At 61.3% G+C, this 22,720-nt stretch carries 23 protein-coding genes and 3 tRNA genes; 12 read left to right on the top strand and 14 right to left on the bottom strand.

Features of this window, described 5'->3' with window-relative positions:
• Window positions 1-71: 71 nt before the first annotated feature.
• Both P3C39_RS06475 and tuf read right to left on the bottom strand, forming a co-directional pair.
• Window positions 72-1,712 carry a hypothetical protein gene (locus P3C39_RS06475; protein ID WP_275952954.1) on the bottom strand — a complete coding sequence of 547 codons (1,641 nt, stop codon included), beginning with the start codon at window positions 1,710-1,712 and terminating at the stop codon, window positions 72-74.
• 153 nt (window positions 1,713-1,865) lie between these two features.
• Entirely contained in the window at window positions 1,866-3,041 is a 1,176-nt protein-coding gene (gene tuf / locus P3C39_RS06470) for an elongation factor Tu (protein ID WP_013531404.1), read from the bottom strand.
• Window positions 3,042-3,353: 312 nt separating this feature from the next.
• Between tuf and P3C39_RS06465 the strand changes: the two genes are divergently transcribed.
• Window positions 3,354-4,241, top strand: coding sequence for a DMT family transporter (locus P3C39_RS06465; protein WP_064993614.1), 888 nt, complete (start codon window positions 3,354-3,356; stop codon window positions 4,239-4,241).
• Between the two features lie 132 nt (window positions 4,242-4,373).
• Here P3C39_RS06465 and P3C39_RS06460 read toward each other — a convergent pair whose 3' ends face one another.
• Complete coding sequence (locus P3C39_RS06460) at window positions 4,374-4,631, bottom strand: GlsB/YeaQ/YmgE family stress response membrane protein (RefSeq protein WP_013531402.1); 258 nt, start codon at window positions 4,629-4,631, stop codon at window positions 4,374-4,376.
• A gap of 132 nt (window positions 4,632-4,763) precedes the next feature.
• Between P3C39_RS06460 and P3C39_RS06455 the strand changes: the two genes are divergently transcribed.
• A complete protein-coding gene (locus P3C39_RS06455) occupies window positions 4,764-5,228 on the top strand; it encodes a YidB family protein (RefSeq protein WP_013531401.1) in 465 nt (154 codons plus the stop codon).
• Between the two features lie 76 nt (window positions 5,229-5,304).
• Here the strand turns inward: P3C39_RS06455 and P3C39_RS06450 are convergent.
• Both P3C39_RS06450 and P3C39_RS06445 read right to left on the bottom strand, forming a co-directional pair.
• Window positions 5,305-5,378 (bottom strand) — tRNA-Gly (locus P3C39_RS06450).
• Between the two features lie 89 nt (window positions 5,379-5,467).
• A tRNA-Tyr gene (locus P3C39_RS06445) sits at window positions 5,468-5,552 on the bottom strand.
• 198 nt (window positions 5,553-5,750) lie between these two features.
• On the opposite strand from P3C39_RS06445, the gene rlmB reads away from it, so the two are divergent.
• Window positions 5,751-6,599, top strand: coding sequence for a 23S rRNA (guanosine(2251)-2'-O)-methyltransferase RlmB (gene rlmB, locus P3C39_RS06440; protein ID WP_275952953.1), 849 nt, complete (start codon window positions 5,751-5,753; stop codon window positions 6,597-6,599).
• A 110-nt stretch (window positions 6,600-6,709) separates the two neighbouring features.
• On the opposite strand, the gene P3C39_RS06435 is transcribed toward rlmB, so the two are convergent.
• The 3 genes from P3C39_RS06435 to gcl form a co-directional block, all read right to left on the bottom strand.
• A complete protein-coding gene (locus P3C39_RS06435) occupies window positions 6,710-7,627 on the bottom strand; it encodes a 2-hydroxy-3-oxopropionate reductase (protein WP_275952952.1) in 918 nt (305 codons plus the stop codon).
• A gap of 157 nt (window positions 7,628-7,784) precedes the next feature.
• Window positions 7,785-8,582, bottom strand: coding sequence for a hydroxypyruvate isomerase (gene hyi / locus P3C39_RS06430; RefSeq protein WP_013531398.1), 798 nt, complete (start codon window positions 8,580-8,582; stop codon window positions 7,785-7,787).
• Between the two features lie 26 nt (window positions 8,583-8,608).
• On the bottom strand, window positions 8,609-10,390 hold the full coding sequence (gene gcl / locus P3C39_RS06425) for a glyoxylate carboligase (protein ID WP_275952951.1): 1,782 nt from the start codon (window positions 10,388-10,390) through the stop codon (window positions 8,609-8,611).
• A gap of 214 nt (window positions 10,391-10,604) precedes the next feature.
• On the opposite strand from gcl, the gene bhcR reads away from it, so the two are divergent.
• Window positions 10,605-11,426 (top strand): HTH-type transcriptional regulator BhcR, encoded by an 822-nt coding sequence (gene bhcR / locus P3C39_RS06420; RefSeq protein WP_275953165.1) that lies wholly within the window; start codon window positions 10,605-10,607, stop codon window positions 11,424-11,426.
• On the opposite strand, the gene P3C39_RS06415 is transcribed toward bhcR, so the two are convergent.
• From P3C39_RS06415 to P3C39_RS06400, 4 genes are all read right to left on the bottom strand, one after another.
• Window positions 11,427-11,786, bottom strand: coding sequence for a hypothetical protein (locus P3C39_RS06415; protein ID WP_013531395.1), 360 nt, complete (start codon window positions 11,784-11,786; stop codon window positions 11,427-11,429). It lies immediately after the preceding gene.
• A 186-nt stretch (window positions 11,787-11,972) separates the two neighbouring features.
• Window positions 11,973-12,278 carry a BA14K family protein gene (locus P3C39_RS06410; RefSeq protein WP_013531394.1) on the bottom strand — a complete coding sequence of 102 codons (306 nt, stop codon included), beginning with the start codon at window positions 12,276-12,278 and terminating at the stop codon, window positions 11,973-11,975.
• 558 nt (window positions 12,279-12,836) lie between these two features.
• Complete coding sequence (locus tag P3C39_RS06405; RefSeq protein ID WP_064994025.1) at window positions 12,837-13,061, bottom strand: hypothetical protein; 225 nt, start codon at window positions 13,059-13,061, stop codon at window positions 12,837-12,839.
• 188 nt (window positions 13,062-13,249) lie between these two features.
• On the bottom strand, window positions 13,250-13,417 hold the full coding sequence (locus P3C39_RS06400; RefSeq protein WP_013531392.1) for a hypothetical protein: 168 nt from the start codon (window positions 13,415-13,417) through the stop codon (window positions 13,250-13,252).
• Between the two features lie 155 nt (window positions 13,418-13,572).
• Between P3C39_RS06400 and P3C39_RS06395 the strand changes: the two genes are divergently transcribed.
• The 6 genes from P3C39_RS06395 to P3C39_RS06370 all read left to right on the top strand — a co-directional run bounded on the left by P3C39_RS06395 (window position 13,573) and on the right by P3C39_RS06370 (window position 18,926).
• A tRNA-Thr gene (locus P3C39_RS06395) sits at window positions 13,573-13,648 on the top strand.
• Between the two features lie 325 nt (window positions 13,649-13,973).
• Entirely contained in the window at window positions 13,974-14,336 is a 363-nt protein-coding gene (locus P3C39_RS06390; RefSeq protein WP_198032151.1) for a hypothetical protein, read from the top strand.
• Window positions 14,337-14,745: 409 nt separating this feature from the next.
• Window positions 14,746-15,399: an outer membrane beta-barrel protein gene (locus P3C39_RS06385; RefSeq protein ID WP_013531390.1), complete on the top strand. Its 654-nt coding sequence runs from the start codon at window positions 14,746-14,748 to the stop codon at window positions 15,397-15,399.
• 269 nt (window positions 15,400-15,668) lie between these two features.
• Window positions 15,669-16,049: a hypothetical protein gene (locus P3C39_RS06380; protein ID WP_013531389.1), complete on the top strand. Its 381-nt coding sequence runs from the start codon at window positions 15,669-15,671 to the stop codon at window positions 16,047-16,049.
• A 608-nt stretch (window positions 16,050-16,657) separates the two neighbouring features.
• Entirely contained in the window at window positions 16,658-17,365 is a 708-nt protein-coding gene (locus P3C39_RS06375; RefSeq protein WP_275952950.1) for a Crp/Fnr family transcriptional regulator, read from the top strand.
• Between the two features lie 1,261 nt (window positions 17,366-18,626).
• Window positions 18,627-18,926, top strand: coding sequence for a DUF1236 domain-containing protein (locus tag P3C39_RS06370; RefSeq protein ID WP_013531386.1), 300 nt, complete (start codon window positions 18,627-18,629; stop codon window positions 18,924-18,926).
• 366 nt (window positions 18,927-19,292) lie between these two features.
• Here the strand turns inward: P3C39_RS06370 and P3C39_RS06365 are convergent, their stop codons facing one another.
• Both P3C39_RS06365 and P3C39_RS06360 read right to left on the bottom strand, forming a co-directional pair.
• Complete coding sequence (locus tag P3C39_RS06365) at window positions 19,293-19,862, bottom strand: DUF2569 family protein (protein ID WP_063172288.1); 570 nt, start codon at window positions 19,860-19,862, stop codon at window positions 19,293-19,295.
• Between the two features lie 123 nt (window positions 19,863-19,985).
• Window positions 19,986-20,600, bottom strand: coding sequence for a TetR/AcrR family transcriptional regulator (locus P3C39_RS06360; protein ID WP_013531384.1), 615 nt, complete (start codon window positions 20,598-20,600; stop codon window positions 19,986-19,988).
• 91 nt (window positions 20,601-20,691) lie between these two features.
• Between P3C39_RS06360 and P3C39_RS06355 the strand changes: the two genes are divergently transcribed.
• Complete coding sequence (locus P3C39_RS06355; protein WP_224621578.1) at window positions 20,692-21,783, top strand: spermidine/putrescine ABC transporter substrate-binding protein; 1,092 nt, start codon at window positions 20,692-20,694, stop codon at window positions 21,781-21,783.
• 13 nt (window positions 21,784-21,796) lie between these two features.
• Window positions 21,797-22,720, top strand: coding sequence for an ABC transporter permease (locus P3C39_RS06350; protein WP_275952949.1), 924 nt, complete (start codon window positions 21,797-21,799; stop codon window positions 22,718-22,720).

Raw genomic sequence — 22,720 nt, 5'->3', positions numbered from 1 at the left:
CAGCGACGATAGCGGAAAAATCGAAAGCGGCTCAACCTGCCTCGATGGCCAGTTTCGGGCTCCGTCGCCCACTACAATTTGGCCGGCGCGTCAGCCTCGGCATTGGCGGAAGGCCGGATCCGGCAATTCTCGGGTCTTGGCACCGCCTCGCAAATGGTCGCACCGGTCAGCGCGTCGACCGATTGCAGGCTCGTCGTCAGGCCAACCTTCAGCATCATGTCGGGTTCCAGCCGGCGCTCGACCGAGCGCCGCTCGATCGCCGCGAACAGGGCGGAACTAATCGCCATCTCCTCCAGGTAAGCCTTGACCATCAGCTTTTGCCCCATCGGGTAGAGGCTAAGTCGCGCCTGGGGACCGACAAGCCGCCTGATGCCGCCGGCAAGCATGAACGCGCAGGCCGAATCGCACTCCACGCCCGCATCGATGCTCAGCCCGGCATAGGCGCCCTCCTTGGCCAGGCAATTCCACGCTCCTGGGTCACAGCCGACGAAATCGGTGCGGCCAACGGCGACGTCGAGCTTCTTTTCATGGATAAGCCGTCCCGCCGCCAGGGCGCTGAACAGGTCGCCTCCCTTCGAGCTGATCACGACAGGCAGTTGCCGTTTGCCGATCGTGGCGAGCAGCTGGCGCAGCTTCTGCGGGGTCTGGGGGGTGATCGCGCCTTCCGCCGAGATCCATTCCGGGCAGTCTGGATTGCAGAGCGGATTGGTGCCGCGAACGACAACGAAGCGCATGTCTTCATCGCGCCGCGCCGCCTGGGGTTCGATCGCTGGCGGAGTAGGCCTGGCCGCGGTCGCCATCAGGCCATCAGGCTTGTTCCCCGGCACCTCCCGGCAATTCGTGGCCAGGCGGCCGGGTTCGCACAGGCTCGCCGCGGTCAACAGGCCCACGGCGTCCGTGCTGGTGACCAGCTTCATCGCCAGCATGTCATCGAGGGCGATCTGGTGGATTTCGCTGGCCGGGGTGCCCTTCATCGTTTCGAGCATGCTTTGTTCGATGCCCATCTGGTCCAGGTAGGCCGCCAGCTTTTTCTCCACCGACTTGCTCATTTCGTAGGTCTTGTAGCTGCCGGCGTTCTTGCGGCTGACGATCTTCGTGTTGAGGATCTTCTTCTTGCCCCCGACGATCCGGTAGGTGGTCCGGTATTGCAATTTCGTGCGGATGTAGGTCGTGGTGATCTGATGGACGCCGAGATAGGCCCATTCGCCGGCCACTCGCCTGATACCGCCGGCAAACATCAGAGGACAGGCGGAATTGCACATGGCGCCATAGTCGATGACATCGCCGAAGTAGCGGGCGTCACGGTCCTGGCACCCCTTCGCGTCGGGCTGGCAGCTGGAAAACACCGTCTTGCCGATGGCGATATCGAGCTTGTTCTTGCGGATCAGCCGGCCAAGCGTCAGCGCCGCCTCGACATTGCCGCCGGGAGAATCCACGACAACAGGCAGTTTCCGCCCGCCAAGCGTCTTCAGCATGCGTTTGAAGAGTGCCGGAGTTCCGGCTTCTATGGAGCCCTCGGCCGATATCCATTCCGGGCAGATCGGCTCGCACCCCGCTGCGTTGCTGCGGACAATGCCGAACCGCATCGTCGGCCCAAGATCCGGCGCCGCATCCGCCGCGAAGGCTGCCGGGCCTGTGGCAAGCAACGCAATCAGCCAGGTCAGAGCCAGCGGCCACAATGCCCGACGATGAAAATACCGCCTTGGAACCATTTGGAAAAAGCCCCTTGATGCAACCTATACTAGACGAGGTCCAGAGCCTTGCAACAGGGTTCGGCCGACGGGGCGGCAGCCGATAGCCCGGCAAACAAAAAGGGCGGCCCGAAGACCGCCCTTTCTTGTCGATCCGGCGAATGCCGGGCTCGGTTATTCCTTGATGGTGACGACGATGCCGGCACCGACGGTGCGGCCGCCTTCACGGATAGCGAAGCGCAGCTTCTCTTCCATGGCGATCGGCACGATCAGCTCGACATCGACCGTGATGTTGTCGCCCGGCATCACCATCTCGGTGCCTTCCGGCAGCGACACGATGCCGGTCACGTCGGTCGTGCGGAAGTAGAACTGCGGACGGTAGTTGGTGAAGAACGGCGTGTGACGGCCACCTTCGTCCTTGGTCAGGATGTAGGCTTCGGCCACGAACTTCTTGTGCGGCTTCACCGTGCCCGGCTTGGCCAGAACCTGGCCGCGCTCGACACCTTCACGATCAACGCCGCGCAGCAGCGCGCCGATGTTGTCGCCAGCCTGGCCCTGATCGAGCAGCTTGCGGAACATTTCCACGCCCGTGCAGGTCGTCTTGGTCGTCGGACGGATGCCGATGATCTCGAGTTCCTCGCCGACCTTGACCACGCCGCGCTCGACGCGGCCGGTCACGACCGTGCCGCGGCCCGAGATCGAGAACACGTCTTCGATCGGCATCAGGAACGGCTTGTCGAGCGGACGGACCGGCGTCGGGATGTAGGCATCGACCGCAGCCATCAGCTCGCGGATCGCGTCTTCACCGATCTTCTTGTCCGAGTCTTCGAGAGCAGCCAGAGCCGAACCCTTGACGATCGGAATGTCGTCGCCGGGGAATTCGTTCTTGGTCAGAAGCTCGCGAACCTCGAGCTCGACCAGTTCGAGCAGCTCGGCGTCGTCGACCTGGTCGACCTTGTTCAGGAACACCACGATCGACGGCACGCCGACCTGACGGGCCAGCAGGATGTGCTCGCGGGTCTGCGGCATCGGGCCGTCGGCAGCCGACACGACCAGGATCGCGCCGTCCATCTGCGCGGCGCCGGTGATCATGTTCTTCACATAGTCGGCGTGGCCGGGGCAGTCGACGTGAGCGTAGTGGCGGTTGGCCGTCTCGTATTCGACGTGAGCCGTCGAGATCGTGATGCCGCGCGCCTTCTCTTCAGGGGCAGCGTCGATCTGGTCGTAGCGCTTGTATTCGCCAAAATACTTGGTGATCGCCGCCGTCAGCGACGTCTTGCCATGGTCGACGTGGCCAATCGTGCCGATGTTCACGTGAGGCTTGTTACGCTCGAATTTACCTTTTGCCATTGTCTCTTTCCTTGGACGGCCCGGATCTTCAGTTCGGTCGAAGACCTTCAGTTCAGTCGAATGCGGGGCGATTAGCGACAAAGGCCAAAAAACACAAGCGTCTTTTGGCCGGGTGCCGTCTCACTCAGTCCGAACCATCGATCCGATTGCGGGGATGTGGCGCTGATATAGGAAGGCTCCGGGCAAAATGAAGGGGTAGCGGGCCGACCGATCGAGGCCGCGAAAGCGCCGGCTTGCTTGCCCGGCCCTGTCTGAATCATGGCCAGGCCATGGACCATTGCCGCCACCACCCGCCTCTGATCTTGTGGCCGGATGCATTTCATCCCTGCCTCTGTCCGCGGCCCGCTGTTTATGATCGTCTCGACGGGGTCGTATCTCGTCAACGATACAATGATGAAGCTCGCGACGGCGGGCTTGCCGTCTTATGAGGTGCTGTTTCTGCGGGGTGCCGCGGCGGCCCTCTGGGGCTTCCCGCTGCTGTTCGCGCTTGGCTACGGCAAGCAGATCCCGCTGATCTTCGACAAGCGCGTCCTGAGCCGGAACGTGCTCGAGCTGGCGGCGATCCTTTGCTATGTGGTCGCGCTCGCCAACATGCAGATCGCCGATTCCACCGCGCTCGGCCAGATCACGCCGCTCTTGATGCTGGTTGGCTCCTCGATCCTGTTTGGCGAGCGGATCGGCGGCCGGCGCATGGCGCTGATCGGGCTCGGCTTCGTCGGCGCGCTGATGGTGGCGCAGCCGACCATGCAAGGCATTTCGGTCTATGCCCTGCTGGCGCTCGGCAACGCAGCCCTTGCAGCGGCGCGCGACCTAGCCGGCCGGCGGGTCTCGGCCGAGGTGCCGGGGATGATCGTGGCGATTTCCGCCGTCGTGGTGGTGCTGATCGGCGCCGGCGCCGCGCATCTTGTTTCCGAGCGCTGGGTCATGCCCGGGGCGCATCACCTGCTGCTGATGGCAGGTGCTGGATTTTTCCTGATCTTCGGCCACTTCTTCATCTTCATGGCCTATCGCGTCGGACCGACCAGCGCCGTGGCGCCGTTCTACTATTGCTTCACCGTCTGGGCGGTCATTTCGGGCCTGCTGGTGTTCGGGCAATTCCCCAACACATTGGCGGTCTGTGGCATCCTGCTGGTCGTCGGCAGCGGGCTGACCATCGTGTCGCTGGATCAGCGCCAGCGCCGGTTGGCCGTCGTCGCCTAGCCTCGTTTCATTGCGGGAACGCCGATCTTTATTTTCGCCGCCCCGATGCCATAGGCAAGCCACAGCCGGGCACACCGGCCTGAAGCCGGCCTTGCCTTCAGAAACTCGAAACCTCAGACGATCCGCAGGCGCCTAAAGCGTCCGCCTTGCGCTGAACTGATGGTAGGCCCACAGAACAACCACCGCCCCGATGACGGCAACGATCAGGCTGTAGATGTTGAGACCGGTGACGCCAGATGCGCCGAAGGCACTGAAGATCAGCCCGCCGACGATGGCGCCGACGATGCCCAGCACGATATCCATTATGACACCCTGGCCGGTCTTGTTGACGATCTTGCTGCCTATGAAGCCGGCGACCACGCCGAGAATGATCCAGCTGATGATACCCATTTTTTCCTCTCCATCCCCTCGCCAGCCGAACATTTTCATATGATTGTCAAAACCTCAAGCCAGCTTGAAATTCCGCCCGAATGCTTCATTGTTGAGGAGGGGTCGGGCCTTGGTCGCTATGGAGGATCCACGATGGGACTTTTTGACAACGCCGTTCCCGGCGGCAACATCACCAAACCTCTGATGATCGCACTCGGCGCATTGCTGGTCGGCAAGATGCTGAGCGGCAGAAGTGCCGAAGAACCGGAACAGTCTCCCGCGCCCGCTCCGACCGCCCCCGTCCCGACGGAAACCACATCCGCCGACGGTGGCCTGCTGGGCGGCCTGGGCGGACTGCTCGAAAAGCTCCGGGACGCCGGTCACGGCAACACCGCGGACTCCTGGGTCGGAACCGGCCAGAACCAGTCGATCAACGCCAACGATCTTGGCGCCGCGATCGGACCGCAGATCATCCGCGAGATCGCGCAACGGACCGGACTGGACGAGCAGGAACTGCTCAAGCAACTGTCCACCGCCCTGCCCGGCATCGTCGACAAGCTGACGCCGAACGGCCAGGTGCCGCAGCAGCACCAGGTCGCATCCGCGTTCAACAGCTGACGCGGCGCAGCCACGACAATTGGAGCGCTGCGCTTCGTGCGCAGTGCTTCGGCTTGCCGGTGATGGGATGAGTGTCTGGAGCGGGTAGCGGGAATCGAACCCGCATATTCAGCTTGGAAGGCTGCTGCTCTACCACTGAGCTATACCCGCGCCTTACCTGAAGTACCGGATTCATCCGAAAAGCGCCATGCACTTTTCGGTCCGATTCTTGTCGCGTTTCAGGGCTTCCGGGCCGGCAGTGGTGGAGAGGGTTGGATTCGAACCAACGTAAGCTAAGCTAACGGATTTACAGTCCGTCCCCTTTAACCACTCGGGCACCTCTCCAGTCTGCCGCCGGAGCCATGCAACGAGGCATTCGCGCCGATCCGGACCCGAGTTATGTGTTCTCCGAAACCAGCGCAGCGCCTTATGGCGGCAAGGCCATTGGGTGTCAACCGCGCAGCCAGCGTTTTTCGATGTTGTTCGCCGGCTGTGACGGCGGGCCATATCCTTGGCCGGAGGACACCGCTATAAAAGCCAGCCATGAGCGATAAAACCAACACCCCCAAAGACACCCATTACGCCAAGCTGCGCCGCGCCTATCGCGACGAGAAAAGCGGCGGCGCGCCGGCGTTCCGGCCTCGACAGCCGGTTCCGCCGGGCGAAAATGCCGCGGACGGACTGGTGCGGCTCTACGGCCTGCACACGGTTCGCGCCGCACTCGACAATCCGCGCCGCAAGATCAGGAAGATGCTGGTGACGCGCAATGCGGCCGAGCGCCTCGAAATCGCCGATCTCGCCGCCTTGCCCTTCAAGATGGAACTGGTCGAGCCCAGGGATATCGACAAGATCACCGGGTCGGATGCCGTGCATCAGGGTGTGCTGATCGAGGCCGAGCCGTTGAAAGCCAAGCGGCTCGATGCGCTTGGTGACGCGAAGCTGGTGCTGGTGCTCGACCAGATCACCGACCCGCACAATGTCGGCGCCATCCTGCGCTCGGCGGTCGCCTTCGGCGCCGGCGCGCTGATCACCACCGCCCGCCACAGCCCGCAGGAATCGGGCGTGCTGGCGAAATCCGCCTCGGGCGCGCTGGAGCACATCGACCAGATCGAGGTGAAGAACCTCGCCGAAGCGCTCGGCCAGCTGCACGAGGCCGGCTTTCGCACCATCGGACTTGATTCGGACGCGCCGGCCGAACTCGAAAAGAGCTTTGCCGGAGAAAAGATCGCCCTGGTGCTGGGCGCCGAAGGCAAAGGCCTGCGCCAGAAGACCCGCGAGACGGTGACCACGCTGGCGCGGCTCGACATGCCCGGCGCCATCCATTCGCTCAACGTATCGAATGCCGCGGCGATCAGCCTTTACGTGGCACGGGCATTTTTGAAGCGCGGCTAAGCCAAAAACATCTCGAAACGAGAAACGGGTTCCGGCCATAGACGCCGGAACCCGTTCTTCGATGGGCCAGGAGTTGGCGGCTTGGGAACGTTGCGCCGCCCTCTCCTGACCTATGCCGCTTTGCCCTGGGTGCCGGCTGCCTCGCTGCCGACCTCGAAATCGGCCATCCTCTCCAGCGCCCTGACCAGTGCCGAATGATCCTCCTTGGCGCCGCCATTGGCCGCGCAGGCGTTGAACAGCTGCTGCGTGGTGGACGTGTTGGGCAGCGACACGCCGAGCGCTTTCGCGCCCTCCAGCGCGAGGTTCAGATCCTTCTGGTGCAGTTCGATCCGAAAACCCGGGGCGAAGGTGCGCTTGACCATACGCTCGCCATGCACTTCCAGAATGCGCGAAGCCGCCAGCCCGCCCATCAGCGCCTGCCTGACCTTGGCCGGATCCGCGCCGGCTTTCGAAGCAAAAACAAGCGCTTCGGCGACGGCTTCAATAGTCAGCGCAACGACGATCTGGTTGGCCACCTTGGTGGTCTGGCCAACGCCGTTGGGGCCGACCAGGGTGATGTTCTTGCCCATCTTCTCGAACACGGGCTTGGCGCGCTCGAAGGGTTTCTCCTCGCCGCCGACCATGATGGTGAGCGACGCCGCCTTGGCGCCAACCTCGCCGCCCGAGACCGGCGCGTCGAGATAGTCGCAGCCTAGATCGTTGATTTTCCTGGCAAAAATCTTGGTCTCGATCGGTGAGATCGAGCTCATGTCGATGACCAGCTTGCCTTTGGTCAGACCGGACGCGACGCCGTTCTCGTGAAACAGCACATCGGCGACCTGCGGTGTGTCGGGCACCATCAGAATGATGATGTCGGCGGCCTTCGCCACGGCAGCATGGCCGGTGACTGACGTTAGGCCCTTGGCGACGAGATCGGCTGAGAGTTTCGATCGATGGTCGCTGGCTATGACCCTGTAGCCCGCGTCCAACAGGTGCCCCGCCATCGGTGCGCCCATGATGCCGAGGCCGATGAAGCCGATGGTTTCCATTTTGGTTCTCCAGTTGCTTGTGTGAAACGCCCCCTCATCCGGCCGCTAGCGCGGCCATCTTCCCCCGAGGGGAGAAGAGAAGCCGACGTTGGTGCCTGTCTCTTCTCCCCTCGGGAGAAGGTGGCCCGAAGGGCCGGATGAGGGGGCGCGGCGTTGGCTAGGCCGCAGCACTTCCCTGCCCGGCTAATGCTTGAAACCACCCCAGCCCAGCCTCCGTCCCGGCCTTCGGCTTGTATTCCGCCCCGATCCACCCCGAATAGCCGATGCGGTCGATGTGCTCGTACAGGAAGGGAAAATTGATCTCGCCCGTCCCCGGCTCGTGACGGCCTGGATTGTCCGCAAGCTGGATATGCGCGATGCGGTCGAGGTTTGCCTCGATGGTACGGGCGAGATCCCCCTCCATGATCTGCATGTGATAGATGTCGTATTGCAGGAACAGGTTCTTCGACCCGACACGGTCGATAAGCGCCAGCGCCTGGTCGGAATAGTTGAGAAAGAAGCCCGGGATATCGCGCGTGTTGATCGGCTCGATCAGCAGCCTGATGCCGGCCTGCTCCAGCTTTTCCGCCGCGAAGGCGAGGTTTTCGGCAAAGACGTCCTCCAGCACCTTGCGGTCGGCGCCGGCGGGCGCGATGCCGGCCAGGCAATTGACCTGCTGGCAGCCGAGCGCCTGCGCGTAGGTGATCGCCTTGGCGATGCCCTGGCGGAATTCCGGCACGCGGTCCGGCAGCACGGCAATGCCGCGCTCGCCCTTGCCCCAGTCGCCGGCCGGCAGGTTGAAAAGCACCTGCGTCAGGCCGTTCTTCTTCAGCCGGGCAGCGACGGCATCGGGCGCATGGTCATAGGGGCCGATATATTCGACGCCCTTGAAGCCGGCGCGGGCGGCGGCATCGAAACGGTCGAGGAACTCATGCTCGCCAAAGAGCATCGAAAGATTGGCTGAAAAACGCGGCATTCTTTTTCTCCTTTTCTCCGCCAAGCCTAATCCAGCATGACGATCGACGTCGGCGCATCTTCGTGGCTCTCGGCAAGCTCCTCGAATTCGGTGATCTTGTCGATCTCGGTGCCCATCGAGATGTTGGTGACGCGTTCGAGGATGAATTCGAGGACAACCGGAACCCGGTGTTCTTTCATCAACCGCTGCGCCTCCTTGAAGGCACCGGCGAACTCTTCCGGCTTGCGCACCCTGACCGCCTTGCAGCCCATGGCCTCGGCGACGGCAACATGGTCGACGCCGTAGCCGGCCTCGGGATCGCCTGCCCGGTTGATGTTCTCGAAGGCAAGGTCGACCTCGAAGTCCATCGAAAAGCCGCGCTGCGCTTGGCGGATCAGCCCGAGATAGGCGTTGTTCACGACGACATGGAGATAGGGCAATTTGTGCTGTGCACCGACCGCCAGTTCCTCGATCATGAACTGGAAATCATAGTCGCCCGACAGCGCCACGATGGTGCGGTCGGGATCGGCGGCGCGCACGCCAAGGGCAGCCGGCAAGGTCCAGCCGAGCGGGCCGGCCTGGCCGCAATTGATCCAGTTGCGCGGCTTGTAGACATGCAGGAACTGCGCCCCGGCGATCTGCGACAGGCCGATCGTGGTGACATAGGTGACGTCGCGGCCGAACGCCTTGTTCATCTCCTCATAGACACGCTGCGGCTTCAGCGGCACCTGGTCGAAATGCGTCTTGCGCTTCATGGTCTTCTTGCGAGCCTGGCACTCTTTCGCCCAGCCCGACCAGTCGCGCAGTCTGCCTGATATCTTCCATTCGGTGGCGACGTCGAGCAGCATCTTCAGTGCGGCGCCCGCATCGGAGACGACGCCGAGATCCGGCGCGAAGACACGGCCGATCTGCGTCGGCTCGATGTCGACATGGATGAACTTTTTGCCCTTGGTATAGACATCGACGGAGCCGGTGTGACGGTTGGCCCAGCGGTTGCCGATGCCGAAGACGAAATCGGCTTCCAGCATCGTCGCATTGCCATAGCGGTGCGAGGTCTGCAGCCCGCACATGCCGGCCATCAGCCGGTGGTCGTCGGGGATCGCGCCCCAGCCCATCAAGGTCGGGATGACCGGCACGCCTGAAATCTCGGCGAATTCGATCAGCAAATCCGACGCATCGGCGTTTATGATGCCGCCGCCGGCGACGATCAGCGGCTTTTCGGCGGCGTTGAGCATCGTCAACGCCTTTTCGGCCTGGGCGCGCGTCATGGCCGGCTTGAACGGCGTCAACGGCTCATAGGCATCGATGTCGAATTCGATCTCGGCCAGCTGGACATCGACCGGCAGGTCGATCAGCACCGGACCCGGCCGCGACGAGCGCATCAGGTGAAAGGCCTTCTGCAGCGCCATGGGGACGAGATAGGGCTCCATGACCGTGACCGCCCATTTGGCGACCGGCGCGGCAATGGCTGATATGTCGACGGCCTGGAAATCCTCCTTGTTCAGCCGCGCCCGCGGCGCCTGGCCGGTGATGCACAGGATCGGAATGGAATCAGCGGCGGCCGAATAGAGCCCGGTTATCATGTCGGTGCCGGCCGGACCCGAAGTGCCGATGCACAGGCCGATATTGCCTGCCTTGGCCCGGGTAAAGCCTTCCGCCATGTGCGAGGCGCCCTCGACGTGACGGGCAAGCACGTGGCGGATCGTTCCCCTCGCCTTCAGCGCCGAATAGAACGGATTGATCGCCGCGCCCGGCACGCCGAAAGCGCAGGAAATGCCTTCCTTTTCGAGAACGAGAACCGCGGCATCGACAGCGCGCATCCTGGCCATTTTCCAGCCCTCCACGGGTTTGTCATTGTTGGATTGGCTGAGGATGCCAGCACGCCGGCTATTTTTCAATTTTTTCAGAATATTTTTTCATTTATAGAAAACGACGGCTATACGATGATTTTGTTGGATTTTCTGTTTTCCAGCAATTCGGCCGGCGATATCAGTGAAAAACTTTTTCATTGTGCATTTGGCGAAATCGGTCGAGAATGGCGCCATGGAAACCACGGAAAAACGCCAGCGCGGCCGGCCGCGCGCTTTCAATGGGCCCTCGGAAGCCAGTTCGGTGCAGTCGCTCGATCGGGCGCTGCGGATCCTGGCCATTGTCGCGGAAGGCAGCGGCCTGTCGCTGAGCGAAATATCGGCGCAGAGCGGGCTTGCCGCCTCCACCGCCTACCGCATGCTGACGACGCTGCAAAACCACGGAATGGTCGAATTCGACACATCAGACCAGCTGTGGTCGATCGGCGTCGAGACCTACCGCATGGGCGCGGCCTTCCTGCGCCGCCGCAAGCTGGTCGACCGCGCGCGTATCGTCATGCAGGAGCTGATGGAGAGAACCGGCGAGACCGCCAATCTCGGCGTCGCCGAGGACGATTGCGTGGTCTTCGTCAGCCAGGTCGAGACGCATCAGGCGATCCGCGCCTTCTTCCGGCCGGGCACGCGCAGCCCCTTCCATGCGTCGGGCATCGGCAAGGCGGTGCTGGCGCATCTCGAGCCGGAGCGCGTCGGAACCATGCTGCGCAAGGCAGGCCTGCAGCGCTTCACCGACAGGACGCTGTCCGACATTTCGGCGCTTGCCCACGATCTGGCGCGGATCAAGCTGCGCGGCTGGTCGGTCGACGACGAGGAGCGGCACCCCGGCATGCGCTGCGTGGCAGCCGCCATCTTCAACGAATTCGGCGAGCCGATCGGCGGCGTTTCCGTGTCGGGGCCGACGGTGCGGGTGACGCCGGAGCGGCTGGCCGAGATCGGCCCGCTGGTGCGCGATGCGGCAGCCGAGGTGACCAGGATGATCGGCGGCGTGCGAGCCGGCTGATCAGCCCGCCCCGGGCAGCGCGCTCCTGGTCGCGATATCGAAGAAATCGAGAAGGATGGCCATGCCGACGCCGCAGGCGGTGAATATCAGGCCGGCCATGAAGATGCGGTTGGCGCGTTCATAGATGCGCCGCTGCAGGCATTTCGTGTCGAGCAGCAGCGAGAGCGCCCGCATCTGCAAGGCAATGCCGGCCAGGATCGGCAGGACGGCGACAAGATGGTAGGTCTGCCACGGGATCGGGTTGGCGGCCCAATGGGTGATGAAGCCCAGCGAAAACGCCAGCAGGATGCCGACGGTGGTGACGGTGCCGTTGCGGAAAACCGTTTCGACCAGGTCTTCCCTGGGGTCCTGCTCGTCCAAGGGTCTCTCCCCGCGTTTCGCGGTCCAGGATAGACGCTCGGAAAATCTCTGTACACTGTCCGATCTGTCGCCGGACCAATCCCTTCAGTTCTGCGCTGAAGCGGCCGATGGAGCACGCACCGCTACCATCCAGACAACAGAAGAGGGGCTCGCATGGGCCCCTCTGTTGCTGAACGGGTCCTCCCCTCAGAGACGGCAATAGTGGCGGTATCCGTCGTGGCCGAGATAGGTATCGGAGTCCGCGTCGTAGCTGGCATAGCGATCGTAGCAGCGGCGGACATGCCACGAGCCACCGCCTTCGTCGACATAGACGGTGCGCGGCTGGGCGAGCAGGCTGCCGAGGACGAAGCCGCCGACGCCGGCAGCAATGCCGATGCCGATTTCGCGGTTGTGGTGATGGCTGTGGGCGGCCGAAGGCTGCACGGTGCCGGCCAGCGTGGCGGCGGCGACGGCGGTGGCGATAAGGCCGGAAACGAGTGTGTTCTTGAACATGACGATCTCCTTGCTTCGTTGACCGAGGCGATCCATCCGCCTCTTGATCATCTGTCGTCACAGCCAGGAAAAAGGTTCGAACTTTTTTGATTTTTCTGGAGCTGGGAAATCGGATGGACCGAGGTCCACGCTGACGGCGACTGGAAAGGGTTGGCGAGGACGTTGATGCGGCCAATCTCCCCCACTTGCTGGGGGCTATGCCATGCACATATCTGCTATGACTGGGGTGACTGATCGGCCCGAGGCCCGATTGCCGGGTGGGTCCCCCAATCCGTCGCTGCTTCGCAGCGCCACCTTCCCCCCCTCCGGAGGGAAAGGAAAGGAGCGTTGGTGGGCGAGCGTTGGCTCGGCGAAGCCGAGACGGAGCGGGACCAGCGCCGCATAGGCAATGCATGCGCCAAGCTGCCATGCACTCTATCGCCAAAGACCAATTGCTTGGAAATGTGTGCATGCCGTAGCTTGCGGGGATCAGCAGCTTTGCCGCCCGACTTCACAAGGTGATCGCCGAACGCAAAAAGGGCGGCCGAAGCCGCCCTCTTGGGGAATTGGGTCCCTCCATCAAAGGAAAATGATCACCCTGCCGTGCCTGTGGTGATGGTTGTGGTGGTGGTTGTAGTGCTTCCACCAGAACTTCTTGAAGTGCTTCTTGTGATGGTTGTGGTTGTGGTGGTGATGATGATGGCCATGCATGCCGTGGGCTGACGACGTGCCGACAGTGCCGGCGAGCGCGCCGGTGGCGACGAAGATGGCGACGAGGCCCGAGGTAAGAGTGCGCTTGAACATGATGATCTCCTGGATCTTTTGATCGAGGCGACCCATTCGCCTCTGACCATCAGTCGGCGCGGCGCAGCAAAAGGTTCGATAGGTGGAGGAGATTTTTTGTGGGGTGCCGCTGAAGCCAGCGCGGCGACGGCAAGGACACCAATGACCCGTCGCCCCCTATTCCCCTATTCCCCTATTCCCCTATTCCCTCACCCCATCCCCGTGACATGGCGCAGCCAGAACGCCAGCGCGATGAAGCCGATGATGGTGGTGACGCCGGTCCAGTCGACGTTGGCCTTCTTCACGTCGCTGATGATCTTCACCAGCAGCATCCAGGCCACGAAGATGATCGGGAGAATGATGACAAATCTGATCATGCGACACCCCTGCTCGAAGCGATTGCACCCTTCCCTAGATGTAGGAAGCAATCCGGCGGTTTTCAGGATGCCCTCGCCGACGGCCCATGCGGCATGCCGGGAAAAACGGAGTTTTGTCTTTACTGGCGCAACAAATATGCTAACCGGAGCGCCGTGCCCTTGTAGCTCAGCTGGTAGAGCAGCGGTTTTGTAAACCGAAGGTCGGCGGTTCGATTCCGTCCGGGGGCACCAGCACAATGCAAAAACCATAACATTTTCAAAAGCTTAGAAAACAAGGTTCGGGTTCGATCCACCGCTTATCCACCTGGAATTTTTCATTTGCCAACGCGAGTATCCGCCCCAGAGCATCACCGTATCCGGATCATCCTCTTCGTCCTCCTCCGGCTCGTAAGGTTCCGGCGCCACCAGCAAATCGATTCGCCTAAGGTCAGTCCCTCCCATTGGCGCATCGAGCGAGAGCGTTTTGAAGGTGTCATATTTGTGGATAGTGTGCTTGGTGCTAGGTTGCCAAATATTCAGCCTGGCTCAGATTTGGGAATATTGGGGGGACGTCACTTTGATCCGCATTTTGGTCGCACTCGCCGCCGCAATTTGCTTCGCGTCTTCGGCGGCTTCGGCAGGACAGGACAATATCCACTTCCTGGTCGGGATGCCCGATGCCAAGTTAAATTTGGCCGCTAAAATGGCAGGTAACCTCAACGGCGTTATGCAAAGGTGCCGGCTGAGGCCTACAGAAGATGGAAAAGCTATCATTGCTGTCCCTGTGCTTTTGTACGAGGGGATAGAAAAACACCTGACGCCTAATCCTCCTAAGTTCCGGAAGGCCATTCGCACCTATGAAAGAGCTTACGCCATGGCGGTCCAGAGAGCGGGAAATTGCCAGGCTGAGAAGGCCAAATACCCGGGACTTTACCGATAGATGGCTGAGAAGGGACCCGGACATTGGGCGAGTCACCGCCCTGCGCGCCGCCGCCTAACTATGGCGTCGACGGCATCCTTCCTGATTGCTGCGGATTGAGCCGTCCGGTATACCCATCGGCATTCTTCACGAACACAGCTGCAAGCCTGATCCGTGCGGCAGCGGCTTCATTGAAGATCAGAACGGCACCCTTCCACGCTCCGCACTTGAATTTCTCGATAATGCCCGCATCGAAGCCTGAAGCGGAAGTATTGAGCTCTTCGAGGGATGCCTGCTTGCACCGGCCATCCCGATACCTATTTCGCCGAATTCAGGCGCAGCAACTTAGCCTACGGGTGTGACTTCCTAGCTATATACAAAGTTGCAGGCTCATCGATATAAGGCGATTGGCGATTTTGATGGGGATTTCATGAAAGCTTTTTTGCTCGCTTCATTCGTTGCGCTTTCCGCGGCTCCGGCCATGGCTGCCGATATGACGATCGCTCCTGTCGATACCCCTGAATGGACCTGGCAAGGGCCATACGCCGGCGTGTTCGGTGCCGGAACGTTGGAACACTACAAGATCTATGGACCGGGCGCCCAGGCTGGCGCAACGCATAATGTCGGCTCGGCAACGGTCGGCGGCTTTGCAGGCTATAACCTCCAATCCGGCAAGATTGTCTATGGCGTCGAAGGCGAGCTTGGCTACCGCTTCAAGAAGAACACCTTCGACGATATTCCAGGCCCAGGCGTCCTTGACGCCTCCACAGGTTTGTTCGGATCCGTAAAGGGTCGCGTTGGCATGGACATGGGAGCCTACATGCCGTTCGTCACGGCTGGTGTAACCGCTGCAAAGCTGAAGACATTCTACCCGGGTGGAAACGCTGAGCGGGATGCCACCTTGGTCGGTGGTGTTGTTGGAGCAGGCATCGACGTCGCGCTCACACACAACGTGTTCTTGCGCGGCGAATACGACTTCTCCTTCTTCGGCAAGAAGTCGCTTGAATATTGTGGCGGCGGATGCACGCTGGAACACACGCTTCAGACGCACGATTTCCGCGTCGGCATCGCGATGAAGTTCTAACTGTTCAGCGCGTCTCCGACTTTGACGCCCCCCGCGGGAATGGCAAGACCAAGGTCCAGCTTGTGAACGGCATTCCGCGGGCGCAATGTCGCCGCGAACCCGACGGCCAGGGGCCTGGATCGCAAATAGTTTGCCGTTCAGGCCCTTCGTTCGTTCGGGACCATGCCCATCTGCGCGCCATCCCTTCGTACCAAACCGTACGTTGAATCCTTCTTGGGTCACGCGTGACAAGAGAGTAAATAAATCCTTTCGCAGGAAGGGAGGCCGCGATGGCAGAAACGCATATAGAAGTCGCACGCGCGGTTATAGAAACCAGCTTTCGGTTGCGGCACCATTCCCTGGCCGGAACTGCCTCATTTCGCCGTGATATGGACCACTCCCGACGCGCAATCGAGGCCTCGCGCGAACTGCTCAAGCGCCTTCGCCAACGTCATCGCGATGACATGGCCCGGGAGGGAGATCCGGAGCCAGGTCCTGTTGCCGTCTCGGCCTTCGATGCCGACATACTCCGCTCGGCGTTTCGAAACCTGGTCAGGGAAACAGGCGTTCCCGAGTGTGAATGGCGCCACCTGGCTGAAAGCCTGGTCCGCGAATATGTCGGGTGCGAGCAGGTTAACGTTGGCTTGTTGGACTGGATTACCCACAAGTAGTCAGCGGTATAAATTGCGTACCTACGCAAAACAGCCCGCCCCGCCCACATTGCCGGTGACACGAAACGGGCTGCGGAAGCCCGCATGCGATGCTTCCTGCAATCCAACTTTGGGCGAGTACGGATGTTCCGTTAGTTTCTGCTGAAAGGCGGTACATTCTGCTGCCGCGGCCATTCGACAGTCACTGGTAGGGTAGACCCGCCGCTCCATTTGCGAAGCGACGGGCTCTCGCCCACCCCATACCTGTGAAAGCAATCTAGATGCCAAACTTTTGACCCGTTATGGGGCACAGCCGTCGCGTTGCCAGTCGGTCGGTCGCCCTCTCGTCGCTCTGCCTCGACATTGATAACCATGTACATCATGCCGGCTCGTTGGCTGCGATCACAAATTGTCGGATTCGTACGAAGCAGAGTTCTGTACGATTCCAACCCTTTAACTTTGTACACCCCTGTTTTGTAATTGGGCGGCTGAGGGGACGCCGTGCATCAGGTTGCATTTCACTGTCAATCGCGCGCCAGAGGGCGTATGTTTTCTAAATCGTCTGCACGTGTTTACGGGCGCAGACGGCAGGGAGATTGGAAAGCTCTTGCCCCAAGCGGGATTGAGCTATGACCAATCCAGAGAACGATCCCTACAGAAACCAATTGTTGCGACGCCTTAACCCTGGTGACCTGGGGCTTTTGCAGCCACACCTTGAACTGTGTGACCTCGAGCCGAGAATGACCTTAGAGAAAGCCGACTCGGAGATCGAGACGGTGTACTTCCTGGAGGAAGGCATCGCTTCTGTGGTCGCGACGGCTTCAGGTAAGGAAGCCGAGGTAGGCCTTGTCGGCTTTGAGGGAATGACCGGTGCCGCGCTCGTGATGGGCGCTGACTATGCAGCGCATCAATGTTACGTTCAGTCGGCCGGCAGCGCTTTCAGGATGGGAACCGAGCCCTTGAAGGAGGCTCTTGCGGACAGCCCAACGTTGCGCCTTTTCCTGTTGCGCTATGTCCACTACTTCCACATCCAGACCAGCTATACGGCCCTGATCAACGCAAAATCAAACCTTGAAGAGCGGTTGGCGCGCTGGCTTCTAATGTGTGACGATCGGGTCCACGGCGAGCGCCTTGCGATCACCCACGAGTTTCTCGCCGTCATGCTTGGAGCAAGACGCCCAGGCGTTACCGTTGGGCTGCAAGTTCTGGAAGGACGTGGTTTCATCTATTCTCGACGTGGCGAAGTGCACATCAGGGACCGCAGCGGACTTGCGGCCTGCGCAAACGGCACCTACGGCAAGCCAGAAGCCGATTACGTTCGGCTAGTTGGATTATAGCGCTCCAAGCATGCCGGACGTAGGCCGCGGTGATCCAAGCACCTGCGCCTCGCGCCAGCAATACAGCCCGTCCCGCCCACATTGCCGGTGACACGAAACGGCTGCGGAAGCCGCGATCCGATGCGATTGCAATCCAACCCTGGGCGCGCACGGATGTCCCGCAAGCTTCATATCCCGTGCGTCAGCACAAGATAAATAGCGGGGACGAGCATCAACCAGCCGCTCAGTCCAAGAACCACCAAGATCGCCATGCGCTCTGTTCGTCTGACAAGGTCGGCAATGTTTTCTCTGTCCGGCAAAGCGACGGAGGCCACAAACCCGGGCGCACCATCATCGTTGCCATTTCCCGGTTGGTTCGCGCTGCCACTCTCATTCGATCTCTGGACCAATGTCATTGTCATCGTTCACCGAAAAGAATCTAAACCGGCCCGTTCTCGGCGCGTGAGCCGGAACGGGCCGAGGCGGGAAATCAGTTAAAATCGAAGGACGACCGAAGGACCACGTCGGCGGTAGCACCGGACGCGACGGCGACCATGCCGCCAATAACTGCGGCAAACCCGTCTCCAGCCCCGCCGGCGGCGGTGGGGACGGTAGTGCCAGTCCCGATGGTAGACTTGCTGCACTTCTGCCTGTGCGTCTTCTTCAAGGGTCTCTGTTTGTGGCGTCTCAAGTTCATCGAGGATGCCGTGTCCGGCCCCTGGAACACCCGCCATTGCGTCAGTTGGGCGGACAGCGCTTGCAAGGGCCGCTACCCCGGCAACGCCAAACATTGCAGTCAAGAAGGATCGCCGATCCATAATAAACCTCCCAAGGTACATGAGCTAGAAATGCGCCCACGCCTGCCGAATGAGCATGCGTGGGCGCACGGTGAAATACAGGACCCGTCAGCTGCCGAAGCGGCTCACGGATCCTATCAGCGCAGGAAGGGACGTAGCTGCGCCGATCCACGCCGTGTCAGCCAAGAACGACCCCCATCACCAGGAAGGTGATGGCTGTTGCGAAAATCGGTGCGAGCAACCATCGCGCCTGGCCGACACTTTTTTCCACTGTTTCTCTCCGAATTTGCAGAGACAACAACCTTTAGGCCTAAGCCGTTCCGCCTACTCCCAACGGGTAAGACCATTGCGTTTTCCAACCAGACTTTGGTCCTGCGCGGAATCAGACAGAGGCCCGTATGAGGAACGTTTGGCCTGGCGACGTGTTCGGGTGGCTGGTGCCCAGCCGATCGTGCTGCCGCCAGGTTACAAGAGGAGAAAAACAAATGAGGATGCACCTAAGCAGCGCCGCTGCGGCGCTCTTGCTATTGGCCAGCGTCGGCGCGGTTGCGGCACAGGATGTGGTTATCACACCGGAACAGGACACCGTCGTCCGCGAATACGTGAAGAAGCAACCCTTGGCTTCTGTGAAGCTTCCGGGGGTGGAGTTGAATGTCGGCACGGCTCTGCCAGACACGGTCGAACTCCACGAGGTTCCCAACGTCAAATACCGCTATACGGTGGTCGACAACCGAACGGTTTTGGTGGACCCGAGCACACGCAAGATTGTGAAAGTCTACGACTGAAACTTCGAACCGGCCAGGCCCGCCGGCAGGGATGCCGGCGGGTTGCGCTCGTCAAATCGCCACTCAATCGGACAAATGAAAATGATGAACCCTGAAGTCGAGACGTCGCAATCGCTCGTGGCGCGCCTGGTTGATCTCCAGGCGAGAGCGCGGGCAGCACGTATAAATGAGGACGAAATAAAGACCTTCCAAAAGGTCGCAGCCGTCACGGATGATGGTCGAGGTCGGTCGGCTCAGGATCTGGCCGTTCCAGGTTCGATGGCGACATAGTGGTGCACGAGGTCACACCCCAATCGCCGCCACAAGAATTCGGTTCTGCCCGCGGATCGCCGCGCGCAGTTCCAACATTCCAAGTTGTGCCTTCTTCTACGACGCGCCAGCAACCTGGGTGGATGCCCCAACCCTGGTGAAGGTGTTCCGCACCCTGACGGACTTGTAGACGTAGGCGACCCAGAGCCCTATCAGCACAAACGAGACTATGTGCGTCGCAAGCGCCTCGCCAGTGACCACTTGCCGAACCGAAACCCCGATCGCGGTGGAGACCCAGATCGCGTCCAGTATGACCGCCACCGGGATTGCGAGCCATTGGATGAGAAACAACTGCTTGAACCGAAGGCTCCGCCTCAGCATGGCAACGAGCACCACAAGCTGAAGCACCATGAATGCCAGCAGCAGGGCAACCTCGCCATAGACCACCATGGGTCCATTCGGCACCAGCATGAGCTGGTTGTAGCCATCGCTGGAGGCCCCCAATTCGGCGAGTGTGCGCAGCGGTGACAATGCCTGACCGATAGCCAGCAGCATCAGCCAGCCGCCGAAGCCCACAAGAGCCTCAGGATTCTGCGACGGCTTCGCGGCCGATCGAACAGCAAAGAAAACAGGCACGCCGATCAACAGCAGCATGATCGCCCAATGCCAGATGGAAAACGCCCCCATTTACCCCTCCCCTTTTTATGCCCCTTTAAGTTGTACAAGGTTTTAGATTCAACTCAAGAGCGAGCCCTCGTGTGAATGAAGTTATGTCGAACCGACGATTTCTCCTGTCTGCTCCTGACTCCTTCACACCCCGATCGCCGCCACCAAAATCCGGTTCTGCCTTCGGATCGCCGCGCGCAGCTCCGGTATTTTCGCCGCGTCGCGCTTCACGAATTCGATGAACATCATGTTCATGTTGTTGAAGATCAGTTCGCCGAGCGCTGCTCCGTCGATGTCCTGCCGCACTAGGCCGAGCGCCTGCAGGCGGGCGATCAGGGCGCGGATCTGTTCGGTCAGCGCGCGGTCGAGCGCGGTGTAGGCCTGGCCGAACGGGCTGTCGGGCAGTTGCGTCGAGATCGCCATTGCCTGCCGCCACATCTCCTTGCTGAGATAGTGCAGCGAGTGCTCGATGTAGATGCCGATCAGCGTATCCAGCGCATCGCCGACATTGGCCGGCGGCCTGGCGACGACGCCCTGCCCGGCATTCAGCACCTCGTTGACCTCCAGCGAGACGATGGCGCCGAGGATGTCGCCCTTGTTCTCGTAGTAATTGTAGATGGTGCCGACCGAGACCTCGGCCTGCGTGGCGATCGCCTCTATCTTGGCGCCCTCATAGCCGGCCTCTCGAAACAGTTCCGCCGCCGCTTCGATGATGCGCCTGTGCCGGTCCGCCTTTTGCCTTGCCCGCAATCCGCTCATTCCAGCCTCTTGCCACAAAAACAGAATTGACTCAATTTTAGAATTGGTTCAATTTTTTGCAAGAAGCCACAAAGGCAAGGGAGAACACTCGATGTCCGCACATTCCAAGAGCATGAATTCGCTTTCCATGTTGAAGAGCCATCTGCATGCTGCGTGCGCGGCCGCGGCGCTGTTGCTCGCAGCCGGCAGCGCTGTCCAGGCCGCCGACCTCAACGCGCTGATCTGGTGCGATCATGCCGATCCAGCACTGCTGCAGCCCTTCGAGGAGGCCAATGGCGTCAAGGTCAACGTCAAGGAGTTCGAGGGCACCGGCGCAGGTCTCGCCATCGTCGAACAGTCGCAGCCGGGCGACTGGGACGTGATGGTGATCGATTCGATCGACGTGCCGCGCGGCGTCGAAAAAGGCCTGTTCGAGCCGCTGCCGGAAGACAAGCTGCCGCTGGCCGACCTGTTTGCGCAGGTGAAGATGGACGGCTCCACCATGGTCGGCGGCAAGCGCTACGGCATCACCGAAAAGTTCGGCTACAACACGATCGGCTACAACAAGACCAAGGTCGACCCGGCCGACATGCAGTCGATGGCGGCCCTGACCGGCGACAAGTACAAGGGCAAGGTCGCCATCTACGACTACTACCTGCCGGTCATCGGCATGGCCGCACTGGCGATCGGCAAGAAGACGGCCGATCTCACCGAAGCCGACCTGCCCGCCCTCAAGGACGAGCTCTTGAAGATGAAAGCCAATGCCAAGCTGGTCGGCGAAGTGACCGCCAGCCAGACGGCGCTGGCGACGGGCGAGGTCGACATACTGGTCGGCGGCGGCGAATGGGTGACGGCGGGCCTGGCCAAGGAAAACCCGGCGCTGGACTTCTCCATCCCGAAGGAGGGGGCGGTTCTGTGGTCGCAGTCGCTGGCCATGTTCAAGGATTCCAAGAACAAGGACATGGCGCTGAAGTTCATCCAGTACATTATGAGCCCGGAGGGCCAGGCGCGGCTTGCCACCTCCTCCTGCTACTGGGGCATGCCGGCCAACACCAAGGCAGCACTGACCGACGACCAGAAGAAGGTGCTGCGCTTCGACGAACAGCCGGGCTTCCTGACGCGTGCCCAGGCCTATCCGGCGCCGAACGCCGATCTCGACAAGAAGATGCAGGACATGTGGACCGAAATGCTGCAGGCGAAATGAGCCGATAGCGCTCATGAGCTCGGCTGGAAACAACCCCTTGCCCCGGGCGGGCCGTACCCTGCCCCGGGCGAGCTCTGCTCTGCCCCGGGCGAGCTCTGCTCTGCCCCGGGCGAGCTCTGCTCTGCCCTGGGCGCTGGTCACGCCGGCGCTCGGCTGGACGCTGCTGTTCTTCGTGCTGCCGTTCATTGCCATGGGGTTTTCCAGCCTGACGGCGCATGAGGGCGGCGGCTTCACGCTGTCCAACTACAGCCAGTTCTTCACCAACCCTTCCTACTGGCAGGCGATGGCGAACTCGCTTGAGGTGACCGCGATCGTCACCGTGGTCTCGGTGCTGCTCGCCTATCCCTTCGCCTGGATCCTCGCCGAACAGGTGCCGGAGCGCTGGCAGCGGCTGGCGCTGATGCTGGCGGTGCTGCCGTTCTGGACCTCCTATGTCGTGCGCTCCTATTCCTGGCTGCTGGTGCTGGCGCAGAACGGCGTCGTAAACCGGGCGCTGACCGGCTCCGGCCTCATCAGCGAGCCTGTGCATCTCGCCAACACGCGTTTCGCCACCATCACCGGCTTCGTGCACTTCTTCGTCATGTTGTTGACGCTGACGATCTTCGCCAATCTCAAGCAGCTCAGCCCGAGCTACCGCAAGGCGGCCGCCGATCTCGGCGCCGGGCCGGTGCGAACCTTCCTGCATGTCGTGCTGCCGCTGACCTTGCCCGGCATCATGGTCGGCGCCTTCCTCACTTTCGTGCTGTGCATCGGCGACTACATCACGCCGCAGATCCTGGGCGGCAACAACGAGCTGCTGATGCCGCAGCTGGTGATGATGCAGATCGGCCGGCGCGGCGACTTTCCGCTGGCCTCGGCGCTGTCGATCATCCTGATGGCGGTGGTCACCATCGCCTATCTCGCCTGCGCCCGCTGGCTGAAGATCGAGCGGGCCTGA

Origin of the sequence: Mesorhizobium sp. XAP4 (assembly GCF_029269325.1) — a bacterium.
Taxonomy (GTDB): domain Bacteria; phylum Pseudomonadota; class Alphaproteobacteria; order Rhizobiales; family Rhizobiaceae; genus Mesorhizobium; species Mesorhizobium ciceri.
The sequence above is the reverse complement of the archived record's forward strand: the minus strand, read 5'-3'. Positions and strand labels throughout refer to the sequence as shown.

Bases quoted from the DNA above. Each gene is read 5' to 3' on its own strand.
- P3C39_RS06475 (WP_275952954.1), bottom strand. From the start codon at position 1,712: ATGGTTCCAAGGCGGTATTTTCATCGTCGGGCATTGTGGCCGCTGGCT.
- tuf (WP_013531404.1), bottom strand. From the start codon at position 3,041: ATGGCAAAAGGTAAATTCGAGCGTAACAAGCCTCACGTGAACATCGGC.
- P3C39_RS06465 (WP_064993614.1), top strand. From the start codon at position 3,354: ATGCATTTCATCCCTGCCTCTGTCCGCGGCCCGCTGTTTATGATCGTC.
- P3C39_RS06460 (WP_013531402.1), bottom strand. From the start codon at position 4,631: ATGGGTATCATCAGCTGGATCATTCTCGGCGTGGTCGCCGGCTTCATA.
- P3C39_RS06455 (WP_013531401.1), top strand. From the start codon at position 4,764: ATGGGACTTTTTGACAACGCCGTTCCCGGCGGCAACATCACCAAACCT.
- rlmB (WP_275952953.1), top strand. From the start codon at position 5,751: ATGAGCGATAAAACCAACACCCCCAAAGACACCCATTACGCCAAGCTG.
- P3C39_RS06435 (WP_275952952.1), bottom strand. From the start codon at position 7,627: ATGGAAACCATCGGCTTCATCGGCCTCGGCATCATGGGCGCACCGATG.
- hyi (WP_013531398.1), bottom strand. From the start codon at position 8,582: ATGCCGCGTTTTTCAGCCAATCTTTCGATGCTCTTTGGCGAGCATGAG.
- gcl (WP_275952951.1), bottom strand. From the start codon at position 10,390: ATGGCCAGGATGCGCGCTGTCGATGCCGCGGTTCTCGTTCTCGAAAAG.
- bhcR (WP_275953165.1), top strand. From the start codon at position 10,605: ATGGAAACCACGGAAAAACGCCAGCGCGGCCGGCCGCGCGCTTTCAAT.
- P3C39_RS06410 (WP_013531394.1), bottom strand. From the start codon at position 12,278: ATGTTCAAGAACACACTCGTTTCCGGCCTTATCGCCACCGCCGTCGCC.
- P3C39_RS06405 (WP_064994025.1), bottom strand. From the start codon at position 13,061: ATGTTCAAGCGCACTCTTACCTCGGGCCTCGTCGCCATCTTCGTCGCC.
- P3C39_RS06400 (WP_013531392.1), bottom strand. From the start codon at position 13,417: ATGATCAGATTTGTCATCATTCTCCCGATCATCTTCGTGGCCTGGATG.
- P3C39_RS06385 (WP_013531390.1), top strand. From the start codon at position 14,746: ATGAAAGCTTTTTTGCTCGCTTCATTCGTTGCGCTTTCCGCGGCTCCG.
- P3C39_RS06380 (WP_013531389.1), top strand. From the start codon at position 15,669: ATGGCAGAAACGCATATAGAAGTCGCACGCGCGGTTATAGAAACCAGC.
- P3C39_RS06375 (WP_275952950.1), top strand. From the start codon at position 16,658: ATGACCAATCCAGAGAACGATCCCTACAGAAACCAATTGTTGCGACGC.
- P3C39_RS06370 (WP_013531386.1), top strand. From the start codon at position 18,627: ATGAGGATGCACCTAAGCAGCGCCGCTGCGGCGCTCTTGCTATTGGCC.
- P3C39_RS06365 (WP_063172288.1), bottom strand. From the start codon at position 19,862: ATGGGGGCGTTTTCCATCTGGCATTGGGCGATCATGCTGCTGTTGATC.
- P3C39_RS06360 (WP_013531384.1), bottom strand. From the start codon at position 20,600: ATGAGCGGATTGCGGGCAAGGCAAAAGGCGGACCGGCACAGGCGCATC.
- P3C39_RS06355 (WP_224621578.1), top strand. From the start codon at position 20,692: ATGTCCGCACATTCCAAGAGCATGAATTCGCTTTCCATGTTGAAGAGC.
- P3C39_RS06350 (WP_275952949.1), top strand. From the start codon at position 21,797: ATGAGCTCGGCTGGAAACAACCCCTTGCCCCGGGCGGGCCGTACCCTG.